Origin of the sequence: Limnoraphis robusta BA-68 BA1 (assembly GCF_034932365.1) — a bacterium.
Taxonomy (GTDB): domain Bacteria; phylum Cyanobacteriota; class Cyanobacteriia; order Cyanobacteriales; family Microcoleaceae; genus Capilliphycus; species Capilliphycus robustus.
In genome coordinates this window covers 14,798-27,923 of record NZ_JAYGHR010000001.1, presented here as the reverse complement: position 1 = coordinate 27,923, position 13,126 = coordinate 14,798, and the positions used below count along the sequence as shown (strand labels likewise).

Below are 13,126 nucleotides of genomic sequence, written 5' to 3'. Positions count from 1 at the left end.
CAATTTTAATTTCCTTGATAAATACCACTCGCTAAAATACCCAGAATTCTATTGACATCGTTGAGATAATATTCGCTCAAATCAATGCTTAATGTTTGTTTCTCTAACTTTAAAAATTGCCAAATGCTGCCTGTTGTTACCGCACCATAAATGATTTTTATTTCCGTTGCGGCTTGCTCATTGAAAATTTGAGCCGCGACCATTTCCGCCGCACATTGACCCAAACCAGCATTAATATTTTCTTTCTTGGCTTCTACAACGATAATCACGGGTGCTGTTAACATCAGAATTTCTGGAGACTTCGTAATAATAAAATCACAAATTCCATTTAATCCTTTAGTTAAGTCAACGGTAAAATCAATCCCCGAAAATAAACTAATTTGCTCTTTTAACTGTCGGCGCAAATCCACCAATATCGGAGCAATAATCAGTTCAGAACGAGCTTTTTCACTATTACTTCCTAAAGCAATCGGTAGATGATAGTTGAGGGTTTCTGTGAGCAAATTACTGGCTTCTACTTTGGGAATATCAGCAAAAAGAGCGCGTTTTTCTAAGGTGACTAAACCGAACTCTTGTTTGGCTCTCGCTAAACTAAACTCACTGTAAGACATCAAGCAACGCCTCCGTTGAGTTTTGAATGATTATATCATGTCTGCCGATGAATGAATAATGATTCTGTAGGGGCGAGTTTCTTAACGTTTTCGAGTTCATTTTCTTTGTGTCTTTGTGTCTTTGTGGTAGATTAAAACAAAAAACAAGAGGCGCCAACAGCGCCCCTACAAATTGAATTAAAATTCTAAACCTAACGGAGTTTAAGAATTTGAGCCGTTAACGCTAAACTTTCTTCATACAAAATATCACGACCCCAACGTTGCAATTGCTGCGTCATTAGGGATTCAGCTTTTTGATCAGAAGTAGCTGTCACCTGTTCCGTGCGACAAGATTGAGCGCTTCCGCCTGATTCCATCCGCATACAACCCGTCGTTTCTGAACACAAAATCGTGCAGCAATTGGCATTTGGATTACTCGAAGTTAACCGTAAACCCACCAAATCACCAGGAATTTCGCCATAATCAGCAGCCGGAATCGCCGCCAACTCAGCAACAATTTCCTTATCATTTGGCGCTTTAAACTTGACATATTTCAAGTCATAGTCTCCACCTTCAGAGGTAAAAGAAATCGGTTTCCAATCGAGGCGAGAAGCAAACCAACCCAAAAACATTAACGCTTGAGTTGCATTTCCCTTTTCATAATCAATCGCCACATTGTCAATTTCACCCAACGACATCCGACGTTCAGGAGGGTCAAAAGCAGCCGCCGATAATTCTTGCCAAGGTGCCAAACGATGCCAATTCAAATCAGCAATGTAGGTTTCCTGTTCGATCAAATTCTGCATTTTCAGCAATTCTGATTCAGGATCACTAAAATAGCAAGAATCCACAATCAAACAATTACTACAACTTGACAAGCGCTTAAACAAATCTTGTTCAGGATTCGGCGTCGCCTTCCACCAAACAAACTTAGGTAAGTCAGGAATCATCAAAGACGCCACAACATCGCTCACCCGTTCTAACGCTTCTTTGGTGCCGCGTAGGGTAATATATTCAGCACAAATCAGACTTTCTTCGCTCTTTTGCTGAATCGGACAGTAGGCAGAAACCTGAGCCGTGACACCCGTATCTTCGCCCATTGTCGGACAAAGGGTAATAATCCGACAAGGATTTTGAGCAGCGATCGCTTCACTGATACTAAAACCGCGACTATCCAAATTAGTAATTTGTTGGCGTTCCGGGGGGAGCTTGGCAAATTCTTCGCGCAGTTTAGCCAGAGTATGTGAGTCTACCCGACCCGTAATACTCAAACCATAAACGTTTTGAGCTTCTCTAATCGCTTCGCGGGTGTTCGTACCGTGAATCCCATCCAGCGCCCCCGTATAAAATCCCAACCCACCCAGGAGTTGTTGGAATTCTTCGGGTTCATAAATAACCATACTAAACGTCGCGGCTCGAGTGGCGACTGCCTTGGTCTTTCCACCTCCGACGGCTTGAGAAAGCCAGATGCTATTTAACTCGCCCTCAATTTCGCTCAGGGAGATATCTTTTGGTTTTTGTAGCGCAACAAGTGGTGTACTCATAGTATCAGTCGTTAGTGATTAGCTATTAGCTGTTCATTGTAGAGATGTTCTCACGTTCACATCTGTAGTCAGTCAAAAAGCAAGAGTTTTCAAGGTCTTACTTTTGACTGCACTCCCCCAATTCTACAGTCGGCGCCAACGATGACCATTGCGGTTGAGCAATAGTTCCGCTTCTACAGGTTCCCAAGTTCCGGCTTCATAGAAAGGAATCGCATCCGGGGCAGCAGGAGCATCCCAAGCTTCTAAAAGCGGAGTAATAATCTTCCAAGAGGCTTCTACTTCGTCATCTCGGGTAAATAGTGTTTGATCACCGAGCATACAGTCAATCAATAGACGAGCATAAGCATCCGTATTCGGCTTACCAAAAGCGGTATCATAGCGAAAATCCATATCAACCGAACGGGTTCTCAAGGAATTTCCCGGTGTTTTCACCTCAAACCGCATCGAAATCCCTTCATTCGGCTGAATTCGCAGGGCCAGAACGTTGGGGTTCGCTTGTTTGGCTGCCGACTGGAACATCAAATAGGGAACTTCTTTAAACTGGATGGCGATTTCTGAGACTTTTTTCGGCATCCGTTTTCCAGTTCGCAGATAAAACGGCACCCCTTTCCAACGCCAGTTATCAATATGCAGTTTCAGAGCCACATAAGTCGGCGTGGTCGAGTTGGGGTCTGCTCCTTCTTCCTCTCGATAACCGGGAACAGGCTTACCTTTCATCCAGCCGGGAGTATATTGACCTCTAATGGCTGAGTGGTCGAGGTTGTTGATATCCGCCAAGTGCGTCGCTTGCAACACCTTAACCTTCTCGTTGCGAATGCTATCGGCATCAAGGGAGTTCGGGGCTTCCATCGCCGTTAGGGAGAAAACTTGCATCAGGTGATTCTGCACCATGTCACGCAACGCCCCGGAGGTTTCATAATAACCCGCCCGTCCTTCCAAACCAACGGTTTCGGCAACTGTGATTTGGACGTGATCGACAAACTGACGGTTCCACAGGGGTTCAAAAATCGCGTTAGCAAACCGGAACACCATCAAGTTTTGAACCGTTTCTTTGCCCAAATAATGGTCAATCCGGTAAACTTGTTCTTCAGCGCAAACCTGACGCACAATCCGGTTAAGAACTTGGGCGGTACTCAAGTCGCGACCAAAGGGTTTTTCAATCACCAAACGATGTTTTTTCGGGTCTACTAACATTCCCGCAGCACCGAGCTGTTGAATGGCTTCCCCGAAGAAAGCAGGGGCGACAGACAGGTAAAAGACGCGGTTTCCTCGGGTTCCTCGGAGTTCGTCTAGTTCGCTGAGAAATGCTTTAAGTTTCTGATAACTTTCCTGCTGATCCATGTTACCGGAACAGTAAAACAACCCCTTCGCGAAGTCGTTCCACAGTTCCTCCGATTGTAAGCCGCCGCCGAATTCTTCGACACCGATACGCATTTGTTCACGAAAATAGTCGTGAGTCCAGTCTCGGCGTGCCACCCCGACAATCGTCAGTTCCGCAGGCAGCTTGCGTTCGAGGCGCATCTGATAGAGGGCCGGAACCAATTTGCGTTGAGTTAAATCCCCCGATGCACCATAGATGACTAAAATCTGAGGTTCCGGGATGCGATCTTGTTGCAGTCCAATCCGTAACGGATTTTCTAGTAGTGTAACCATTTACATTCCCTTGTCAATTTAGTTGAGGCGGTGACACTTTTTGTTTGTTTTAATTATCTGTTTTCGGTGATCAGCAAACCGTTAGAAATGAACACTTACCCATTTTGGCTTTTCGGCGAGGATTTTTTCGGATTCAAAGGCTCAATGAGCAAGCTTTTCAGCGATAAATAGCAGGTGAACCCGTTGGTTTATTTTTCTCCGTGATGGTCTAAAATTTTCGGGATTCCAGCTTAAGTTTTAATGCCTATTCCTACGGTGTTGATGAACTGATAACCCCGAACTGAACTATCCGACTGGAGAAAACGATTTGACTTTTTCTTCCCGAGAACTGATCAACGAAGTCAACACTTTGACAAACAAATTAATGCCTACTTCAATTTCTGTATCGTTTTACCTGTTGATCATGCCTATTGTTCCTCCCGACGCGCCCGATCTTGAATAAAGGACTCGACTAGGGCAACATCTTCTTTACTACCAATCACCAGGGGTGTGCGTTGATGTAATTTGTCGGGAACCACGTCCATAATTTCCTGAGTTCCCGTAGAAGCCCGTCCTCCCGCTTGCTCCATTAAAAAGGCCATCGGTGCTGATTCATACAGCAAACGCAATTTTCCTTCGGGTTTTTTCACCGTACCGGGGTACAAAAACACACCGCCCTGATACAAAATTCTGTGGATATCTCCCACTAAAGCACCGCTATACCGAGCCGTGTAACCGTCGTGACGGTGAACATAGCGGATATAATCACGAATCGATTCATCCCACTGCCAGAAGTTGCCTTCGTTGACGCTATAGACAGGGCCGTGATCGGGAACTTTGATGTTCTCATCTGCAAGAATAAACTCACCCAAACTCGGGTCAAGGGTAAACGAATGAACGCCTGTTCCAATGCTGTAAACCAGCAATGTACTCGGGCCATAAAGGATGTACCCGGCGGCTAGCTGTTTATGTCCGTGTTGCAACAAGTCTGAAGCCGTACCGTCCTCATCATTGCCTTCCTGTTGACGAATCGAGAAAATTGATCCGACATTCAGGTTGGTGTCTAGATTGGATGAACCATCCAAGGGATCGTATAGCAACGTATAGCGTCCGATGGGGCAGTTTTCGGGAATATAATAGGGGTTCTCCATTTCTTCAGAAGCCAAGCGGCAGACTAAACCGCTTTGTTTGAACACGGAGATAAACACCGAGTTGGAGTAGAGATCCATTTGCTTGACTTCTTCTCCTTGAACGTTCACACTGCCTGTGAACCCCAAGGCATCGTCTACTAATCCCGCTCGGCTTAAACGGCGTGCAATCAATTTTCCCGCAAGTCCGATGCGATTCATCAATGCACTGAGATCTTGAGCATCGGGTGAAAAACTATGGAGTTGTTCGAGAACATGACGGGATAGCGTGGTGCAGTCCCGATCAATGTAATGCCCCTGATCCAGAGGATCGTTTTGCGTGGGCTTGGCTGGAATCTGAACCATGATTATCGTCTCCGGTGTCTACTCGTTTCTCCTTGGACACTCTCACCCACAAGCTTTTCACTTGTCGAGAGATTCTTGCTTCTTCCCCTCTTAACTAGATTAGACTTTAGAAAAATCTAATCCCCGCTACTATCGAGTCCTGAAGCATTTTAGTTTGACTTCCACTGGCGGCTCGACAGCAGAAGGATCTCCATCTATATTAAGGAGACTTTTTGGGTCAGACGGCCAAATTTTAAGCTAAGTTTTATATCTTTGGTTGATTACTCAAGCTGGATTTATTTTTTTTTCTTAAAAAATTAAGTTTTACTGTCCCTCGCCGCATTTTTTTCAGAAATCAGTATAAATAACTACTTTATTAGGGATTGGGGGTTGGGTGTTCGCCGTCAGTAGACAGTTTTCAGTGAACAGTTGAGAGCAACTAACGAACCCTTTAGGGGGTCTGCCCGCAAGATCGGATTTCGCGCTCGGGGCAGGAATATGTAGGTTTTGAAGTCAACAAGCTGCTTTATAAAACTGATATAACGCGGTATAAACCGTGTTAACGTTTATTTCCTGCATCACCCCGGACTGTCGGCAGTACCCGGTCAGACAGGCTTTTTACCGAGAAGCCCTCGGCATAATGTAATAAATTCAGACTCGCATTATAGTCACGCTCTTTGACTTCACCGCAATTTGAACAATTGAAAACTCGTTCTTTCAGTGCTATTTCTTGAACGTGACCGCAACTTGAACAGGTTTTAGTTGACGGATAGAATCTATCAGCAAAAACTACAACCGAGCCGTACCACGAGGATTTATACTCGACTTGGCGGCGAATTTCATAAAGAGCCGAATCAGCAATAGCACTCGCTAACTTATGATTCTTTAACATCCCAGAAACATTCAAATCCTCTAACCCGATGACTGCGTGGTTTTTGCATAGCCATGAGGTTAATTTGTGAATTCCATCTTTTCGGATGTTTGTGACTCGCTGATAAGCTTTCGCTAATTTGAGTTTGGCTTTATTCCTGTTATTGGAACCCTTCTGTTTTCTAGAAAGTTCACGCTGAAGTCTCGCTAGATTTTTTTGAGCTTTTTTGTAAGCTCTGGGGTTAGCGAAAACAGTACCATCTGAACAGGTCGCCAATGCCTTAACTCCAACATCAACACCCAGATATTCTCGGGATTTAACAGTCTGTTCAGGCTCAAATTCGTAAGCTACAGACAGATACCAAGAATCAGCGACTCGACTAATTGTGACTCGTTTAGTCTGAATTTCGGGAAGGGGTTCGTAAGTGTTAACCCATCCAATAAAAGGAAGCTTTAATCTCCTCCCTGAAAACCTCATTACTTTGCCACAATTGTCAATAGTAAAGCTATCATTTCTGCCTTTTTTCTTGAACTTAGGATGTTGGGCAGTGCCTTGAAAAAATCGGCTAAATGCTTCTCCCAAGTGCATGAAGGCAAATTGATAAACTCTAGAACTTAGCGTTGACTGCCAGGAATATTGAGGTTTGACGTGATTGGTGTAGAACTTTTTTAGCTTATTCGTTGAAGGTTTTAAACCCTGTTTGTAAGCTTCATTCCACATCGCTAACGCCCAATTCCAAACCCACCTAGAATATCCGGCGTGGGTCGCCATTAAAGTCTTCTGTTTGTTGTTCAGTTTTAACTTGGTATGATAGGCTCGTTGCATAGATCTATTATCTGATCTTACAGATAGTACCGTTTTGTACCATAAATCGTCTACTAAGTTACTGCTCTAATAAACCTTTTCTAACTGCCGAAAATCACGTTCAACTTCGATCCAAAGTGCGCGATTATGCGGATCAGTTTTCAGAGCTTTTTTGAGATAAATTCTCGCTTTTTCCAACTTTTTATCTTTAATTAGAGCGCGTCCAAATCGTTGATAAGTAATAGCTTGCCATTGACGAATTTCCACATCTTGCGGAATCCGTTCAGCCAAACCTTCGATTAAAGCGATCGCTCTAGGAAAGCGTTGATATTTCAGCAATTGTTGCAATTCTCGATAAGAATTTTGCTTCAATTTTTGCTCGAGTTCTGAGAGTTGAGGGTTTCTTTTTAAGGCAGGTTCTTGACGAGTCACTTTCACCCGGAGCGGTTGAAAAGGCACTTGAGAAACAACCGTTTGCTGAGGTTCAGATGGACTAAAACTTTCGGCTTCGGGTTTAGCAATATTCAGCAAAAACTTATAAGCTTCTGTCACCGCTATAAATTTTTCTCGGGCTAAGTGATCGGAATTTAGATCAGGATGATAAAGCCGAGCTAATCGCCGATAAGAAGCTTTGACTGCTTCTAAACTTGCACCAGATAGCAATCCCAATTGTCGATAATAATCTGCCGTATCCATTCAGTTTGTATCAACTCCGTCAACCCTAATTTTAGTTAACAGCCTTTACAGTTTACAGTTTACAGTTTACAGTGACCAGTTTTTACAGTTTACAGTTTACAGTTTACTGTTACCAGTTTTTACAGTTTACAGTTTACAGTTTACTGTTACCAGTTTTTACAGTTTACAGTTTACAGTTATTAGTTATTAGTTACCAGTTTTTACAGTTATCACTGTTCACTGGTCACTGGTCACTCTCTTACAAACTAAGTCTCGCCGGAAACCGCCGGGCCGGAAGGAACGCGCTGGTTACTGTTCACTGGTCACTGGTTACTGGTCACTGGTCACTGGTCACTGTTCACTGGTCACTGGTCACTGTTCACTGGTAACTGTTCACTGGTCACTGGTCACTGTTCACTGGTCACTGGTCACTGGTCACTGTTCACTGTCTATACGGGACGTTCTTCGATCACCTGATCAACTAAACCGTAGTTTCTAGCTTCTTCGGCGGATAGGAAGTAATCGCGATCCGTATCTTTCTCGATTTTTTCGATCGATTGATTCGTCCGTTCAGCGAGGATACTGTTTAACAGACTGCGAATTCGCAGGATTTCCCGGGCTTCAATTTCGATATCCGTCGCTTGACCCCGAGTTCCGCCCATCGGTTGGTGAATCATAATTCGAGCGTGAGGGAGGGCGAGTCGCTTTCCGGGGGTTCCCGAAGCTAACAGGAAAGCCCCCATCGAAGCCGCCAAACCCACACAAATAGTCACGACATCGGATTTAATGTATTGCATGGTATCGTATATTGCCATGCCTGCTGTGACGGAACCTCCGGGGGAGTTGATGTAGAGATAAATCGGCTTATTCGGATCATCAGAGTCCAAATAGAGCATTGACGCCACAATCCGATTGGCTAACCCATCGGTCACTTCTTGACCCAGGAAAATAATTCGTTCTTGGTTCAGACGGGTATAGATATCAACCCATCTCTCATATTGACTACCCGGAAGGCGGTAAGGAACACTGGGAATACCAATAGGCATGACTATTTTCTCGCTCTTGCTAATAAAATTAACGAAATTAAACAGCTAAAACCGGTTTTGGCAAATCTTTGCGGCTTTGCAGAACCCGATCAATTAAACCGTATTCTTTGGCTTGTTCGGGGGTCAAATAGAACATCCGATCCGTATCTTTAGAGATTCTCTCGATCGATTGACCTGTATTCTTAGCCATAATTTCCAAAAAGGTTTGTTTATTGGCTAAGACTTCTTTCGCCCGAATCTGAATATCAGTCGCTTGACCTCGGGCGCCTGATTTGGCTTGATTGAGAATCAGCGTAGCATGAGGTAAGCTAGCACGGTATCCTTTTGTACCTGCTGACAAAATCATCGCCGCCGTTCCCATCGCTTGACCGATGCAGATCGTATGAACAGGCGGTTTGATGTAGCTGATCGTATCGCAGATGGCGAAGGCTTCGGTTTCAAACCCGATCGCATCTCCTCCGTACCAGGAAGTCCCAGTCGAGTTAATGTAAAAATAGATGGGTTTATCGGGATCGTCGAACTGTAAGTACAGCAGTTGAGCAATAATCAGTTCGGTGACATCAATTCCGACTTGGCGTTTAATGTCATCAGATGAATACAATGGCAATCCCAGGTAAACAATCCGCTCTTTTAACAGCAGAGATTCTAAATCTGGGGGCGGTGTCCGAAGCGGGCTATCGTTGTAGTATGAGCTTTGCACGGTTTATTCGGTATGAACTCTTCAAAAATTGTAGCTTGAACCCAGAAAGCGATTCTTATACAGAAATACTAACGCAAGTTCAGCTCAGTCTGATCAGGGTTAGTTTACAACCTTTTTCAGTGATCCTCTGTATCTCGATTTCATCCCAGTCGAGTGATAACGCTCCTTTTATTCAAGGGTTTTGGCGAATTTTAGGGTTTTTAACTGCTCATCTTAAACGGTTCGGTGATTACGCCAAGGTGTGGATTTCCGATCTCAAAAGCCTTCGGGGATAATTGCTCTGACAGAGGAACACCACCCCTAAACCTCTGACAACGCAGCATTAAACATTAACAATCCGCTCAAATTAGCGGGTTTTTAGACATTAACCTTGCTCACTTTACCTGATTTTCTAGGTATCAGGAAGTTGCTGTACAGTTAGTGTAGAGTTAAACAAATTACTCTGAGTCACGAAAGGGCTATTCTGATATAAAGATATACTAGCGCAACTCCAACTCACTCCTATGAACGTTAGTTTAGAACCTTTTCTCAACGATCCGAATCTCGATATCACTCAAGGAAGCAGCCAGCGTCAGCTTTCTCTATCGGTTTCAGCGATTCCTAACGCTGTTGATCACCATGTTCCCCTGAACCTCTGTCTGATTTTAGATCATAGTGGTTCGATGAGTGGGCGTCCGTTGGAAACCGTGAAAAAAGCTGCGGGTGAATTAATTGATCGCTTAAACCCTGGCGATCGCATTTCGGTTGTCGTATTTGATCATCGGGCTAAGGTATTAATTCCCAATCAAGATATTATTGATCCAGAAGGGATTAAAAAGCAAATTAACCGTTTAAGAACCTCGGGCGGCACCTCGATTGATGAGGGGTTAAAACTCGGGATTGAAGAGTTGGGAAAAGGGAAACTTGAGCGCATTTCTCAAGCGTTTCTCCTGACGGATGGTGAAAATGAACATGGAGATAATAATCGCTGTTTGAAGTTGGCAAAACTGGCAACGGATTATAACTTGACTTTAAATTCTTTGGGTTTTGGAGATGATTGGAACCAAGATGTTTTAGAAAAAATTGCCGATGCAGGTGGCGGAACACTCGCTTATATTGAATATCCAGAACAGGTAATTGATGCGTTTAGTCGCTTGTTTAATCGGATGCAATCTGTGGGTTTAACCAATTCTTATTTACTTTTTTCTCTGATGCCGGGAGTAAGATTTGCTGAGTTAAAACCGATTGCCCAAGTTTCCCCAGATACGATAGAATTACCGTTACAAAAAGAAGCCGATAAATTTGTGGTTCGTTTGGGGGATTTAATGAAAGACATAGAACGAATTGTTCTCGCGAATCTTTATATCGGAAAACTGCCCCCAGGAAGACAAAAAATCGCTCAATTACAAGTCCGTTATGATGATCCAGCTTTGGGAATGCAAGGATTATATTCTGAACCTGTTTTGTTAGAAGCTAATGTCATGCAAGGCTATCAACCGACTCAAAATTCCCAAGTTCAGCAACATATTTTAGCCTTAGCGAAATACCGACAAACCCAAATTGCTGAAACAAAACTCCAACAAGGCGATCGCGTCGGCGCCGCAACAATGTTACAAACTGCCGCAAAAACAGCATTACAAATGGGGGATAAAAACGCCGCAACTGTTTTACAAACCAGTGCAACTCGTTTACAATCAGGTGAAGAACTTTCAGAAGCTGATCGCAAGAAAACCCGTATTGTTTCTAAAACCGTCTTAAAAGGTGAATAATTATGTCTTCCCCTCAAAAATTTATCTAAACTTACCCCCCACACAAATGTAGGGGCGGGTTTAAACAGTGAACAGTAATCAGTAATCAGTGACCAGTGACCAGTAAACAGTAATCAGTAATCAGTAAACAGTAATCAGTAATCAGTAATCAGTAACCAGTGAACAGTAATCAGTAAACGACCAAGTGACCAGTAACCAGCGCGTTCCTTGCGACGGGCGCGGAATAGTCGGTAGCGCAAAGTCCGATCTTGCGGGCAGACCCCGCGCCACCTGCGGGCGCCAGCGCAAACTCGCGACTTGGCGGTTTCCGTCGAGAGCGAAGTTTGCAAGAGAGGGAATGCTGCCCAAGACAGGCGGTTTCCGTCAAGAAGGAACTTTGCTCTATGCCGTTGGGTAACTGTAAACTGTAAACTGTAAACTGTAATTAACCCGCCCCTACAAAGCTGTTCACTGTTCACTGTTTAACGCTTGACGTTGGGCTTCTAATAACTGTTTAATTCCAATTTCAGCATAATCCATAATTTTGTTTAACTGCTGACGAGTAAAACTTTCGGCTTCTGCTGTTCCTTGTAATTCAATCATTCCCAATTGATCGTTCATTACAATATTAAAATCAATATCTGCCGCTACATCTTCTTCGTAGTTTAAATCTAAATAAGGTTCCCCCTCTAATAATCCCACAGAAACGGCAGCAATTTGATGAGAAATTGGTGATTTTTCTAATTCTCCTTTTTCGACTAATTGATTAAACGCATTGGCTAACGCCACAAACCCACCTGTTATCGAAGCAGTACGAGTTCCCGCATCCGCTTGCAGAACATCCGCATCAATAATAACGGTTTTTTCACCTAATAGTTTGAAGTCTACCGCAGCGCGTAAACTTCGACCTATTAAACGCTGAATTTCTTGGGTTCTTCCTGATAATTTCATCAATTCCCGAGGTTGACGTTGTTGAGTCGCACCCGGTAACATTCGGTATTCTGCGGTTAACCAACCTTGTCCACTATCTTTTAAAAAGTTAGGAACTCCGGGTTGAATTGTCACATTACACAAGACTTGAGTATTCCCGCATTTTGTAAGTACAGAAGCCGCAGAATAGCGAGTATAATTGAGTTCAAAAGAAACAGGACGCAGTTGATCCGGTTGTCTATCATCCAGACGTTGCCAAGCCATAATAATTTACCTATATTAGTATTTGGAAATGAACTGTTTTCAAGTCTCGGAAGTTGCGGAACGTCTCAACTGACTTAAAATTTCCTGTTGGACTTGTTCGGGAGGTTGATTACCATTAATATCAAGTAAGCGATTGCGCGGACTGTAGTATTCTAGTATAGGGATGGTACGTTGATAAAAGACTTCTATCCGACGTTGAATAATCTCTGGTTGATCGTCTGAACGCGATCGTTGTAATGAACGTTTCATCAGTTCATCTTCGGGAACATTGAGATAAATTGTCCAATTTAATTGTTGTCCCAAATCTTCGAGTAAAAAATCCAATTCTTCGGCTTGAAATGCAGTGCGTGGATAGCCATCAAGCAACCATCCCTGACTGACATCGAGTTGAAGTAACCGTTGACGAATGAATTGAATCATAATATCATCGGGTACCAATTCCCCTTTTTCCACGTAGGGACGGGCTTTTTCGCCGAGGTTGGTTTGATCGGCGATCGCGTTTCGCAAAACCTCACCCGTTGATATCGAGGGGATATCGAGATGCTGAGATATCCCTTCGGCTTGTGTCCCTTTTCCGGCGCCTGGCCCTCCGAGAATCACCAGTCTCACTCCATCTAACCCCCTGATATTGCATTAAACTCAATTCACCTTTATTGTCTCATGGGTTTAATCATCAGGAAACTGCCAACAGGCGATATATTCAACGTCTGAACTCCCACAAGTGGGACACGATGCCTCATCGGAAGAATCTACCCATTCATAATTACATTGGCGACAATGACAGAAAATATTATTATCATTGGCTTGTCTAAGGTTAAATTGCCATTGATCTAATTGAGTTTCTGAGTTTGTAAAATTGGGATCGGACATT

Annotated in this window: 12 protein-coding genes; 1 reads left to right on the top strand and 11 read right to left on the bottom strand. The window is 43.6% G+C overall.

Annotation, left to right across the window (positions count from 1 at the left end; genetic code table 11):
• Positions 1 to 5: 5 nt before the first annotated feature.
• The 8 genes from VB836_RS00140 to VB836_RS00105 form a co-directional block, all read right to left on the bottom strand.
• Positions 6 to 611: a hypothetical protein gene (locus VB836_RS00140; RefSeq protein ID WP_046277513.1), complete on the bottom strand. Its 606-nt coding sequence runs from the start codon at positions 609 to 611 to the stop codon at positions 6 to 8.
• Between the two features lie 191 nt (positions 612 to 802).
• Positions 803 to 2,134 carry a glucose-6-phosphate dehydrogenase assembly protein OpcA gene (opcA, locus tag VB836_RS00135; protein ID WP_046277514.1) on the bottom strand — a complete coding sequence of 444 codons (1,332 nt, stop codon included), beginning with the start codon at positions 2,132 to 2,134 and terminating at the stop codon, positions 803 to 805.
• Between the two features lie 123 nt (positions 2,135 to 2,257).
• A complete protein-coding gene (zwf, locus tag VB836_RS00130) occupies positions 2,258 to 3,787 on the bottom strand; it encodes a glucose-6-phosphate dehydrogenase (protein ID WP_046277515.1) in 1,530 nt (509 codons plus the stop codon).
• 407 nt (positions 3,788 to 4,194) lie between these two features.
• The gene (gene fbp, locus VB836_RS00125) at positions 4,195 to 5,259 is read right to left on the bottom strand and encodes a class 1 fructose-bisphosphatase (RefSeq protein WP_046277516.1); all 1,065 of its coding nucleotides are present in this window, start codon (positions 5,257 to 5,259) and stop codon (positions 4,195 to 4,197) included.
• A 538-nt stretch (positions 5,260 to 5,797) separates the two neighbouring features.
• Positions 5,798 to 6,934 (bottom strand): RNA-guided endonuclease InsQ/TnpB family protein, encoded by a 1,137-nt coding sequence (locus tag VB836_RS00120; RefSeq protein WP_323217468.1) that lies wholly within the window; start codon positions 6,932 to 6,934, stop codon positions 5,798 to 5,800.
• A 66-nt stretch (positions 6,935 to 7,000) separates the two neighbouring features.
• On the bottom strand, positions 7,001 to 7,609 hold the full coding sequence (locus VB836_RS00115; RefSeq protein WP_323217466.1) for a J domain-containing protein: 609 nt from the start codon (positions 7,607 to 7,609) through the stop codon (positions 7,001 to 7,003).
• Positions 7,610 to 8,037: 428 nt separating this feature from the next.
• Positions 8,038 to 8,634 (bottom strand): ATP-dependent Clp protease proteolytic subunit, encoded by a 597-nt coding sequence (locus VB836_RS00110; RefSeq protein WP_046277518.1) that lies wholly within the window; start codon positions 8,632 to 8,634, stop codon positions 8,038 to 8,040.
• Positions 8,635 to 8,671: 37 nt separating this feature from the next.
• Complete coding sequence (locus tag VB836_RS00105) at positions 8,672 to 9,334, bottom strand: ATP-dependent Clp protease proteolytic subunit (RefSeq protein ID WP_046277519.1); 663 nt, start codon at positions 9,332 to 9,334, stop codon at positions 8,672 to 8,674.
• Between the two features lie 503 nt (positions 9,335 to 9,837).
• Between VB836_RS00105 and VB836_RS00100 the strand changes: the two genes are divergently transcribed.
• Complete coding sequence (locus VB836_RS00100; RefSeq protein ID WP_323217465.1) at positions 9,838 to 11,082, top strand: vWA domain-containing protein; 1,245 nt, start codon at positions 9,838 to 9,840, stop codon at positions 11,080 to 11,082.
• A 447-nt stretch (positions 11,083 to 11,529) separates the two neighbouring features.
• On the opposite strand, the gene rph is transcribed toward VB836_RS00100, so the two are convergent.
• Genes rph through VB836_RS00085 form a run of 3 tightly spaced genes read right to left on the bottom strand, consistent with a single transcriptional unit; the run spans position 11,530 to position 13,125 of the window.
• A complete protein-coding gene (gene rph, locus VB836_RS00095; RefSeq protein ID WP_323217463.1) occupies positions 11,530 to 12,255 on the bottom strand; it encodes a ribonuclease PH in 726 nt (241 codons plus the stop codon).
• 39 nt (positions 12,256 to 12,294) lie between these two features.
• Positions 12,295 to 12,864: an adenylate kinase gene (locus VB836_RS00090; RefSeq protein WP_323217462.1), complete on the bottom strand. Its 570-nt coding sequence runs from the start codon at positions 12,862 to 12,864 to the stop codon at positions 12,295 to 12,297.
• 57 nt (positions 12,865 to 12,921) lie between these two features.
• Entirely contained in the window at positions 12,922 to 13,125 is a 204-nt protein-coding gene (locus VB836_RS00085) for a hypothetical protein (protein WP_323217461.1), read from the bottom strand.
• Position 13,126 lies beyond the last annotated feature (1 nt).

What these genes read in the sequence shown, in the direction of transcription:
- rph (WP_323217463.1), bottom strand. Translation starts at nt 12,255, where the DNA reads ATGGCTTGGCAACGTCTGGATGATAGACAACCGGATCAACTGCGTCCT.
- VB836_RS00120 (WP_323217468.1), bottom strand. Translation starts at nt 6,934, where the DNA reads ATGCAACGAGCCTATCATACCAAGTTAAAACTGAACAACAAACAGAAG.
- VB836_RS00110 (WP_046277518.1), bottom strand. Translation starts at nt 8,634, where the DNA reads ATGCCTATTGGTATTCCCAGTGTTCCTTACCGCCTTCCGGGTAGTCAA.
- VB836_RS00085 (WP_323217461.1), bottom strand. Translation starts at nt 13,125, where the DNA reads ATGTCCGATCCCAATTTTACAAACTCAGAAACTCAATTAGATCAATGG.
- VB836_RS00100 (WP_323217465.1), top strand. Translation starts at nt 9,838, where the DNA reads ATGAACGTTAGTTTAGAACCTTTTCTCAACGATCCGAATCTCGATATC.
- opcA (WP_046277514.1), bottom strand. Translation starts at nt 2,134, where the DNA reads ATGAGTACACCACTTGTTGCGCTACAAAAACCAAAAGATATCTCCCTG.
- VB836_RS00140 (WP_046277513.1), bottom strand. Translation starts at nt 611, where the DNA reads ATGTCTTACAGTGAGTTTAGTTTAGCGAGAGCCAAACAAGAGTTCGGT.
- VB836_RS00115 (WP_323217466.1), bottom strand. Translation starts at nt 7,609, where the DNA reads ATGGATACGGCAGATTATTATCGACAATTGGGATTGCTATCTGGTGCA.
- zwf (WP_046277515.1), bottom strand. Translation starts at nt 3,787, where the DNA reads ATGGTTACACTACTAGAAAATCCGTTACGGATTGGACTGCAACAAGAT.
- fbp (WP_046277516.1), bottom strand. Translation starts at nt 5,259, where the DNA reads ATGGTTCAGATTCCAGCCAAGCCCACGCAAAACGATCCTCTGGATCAG.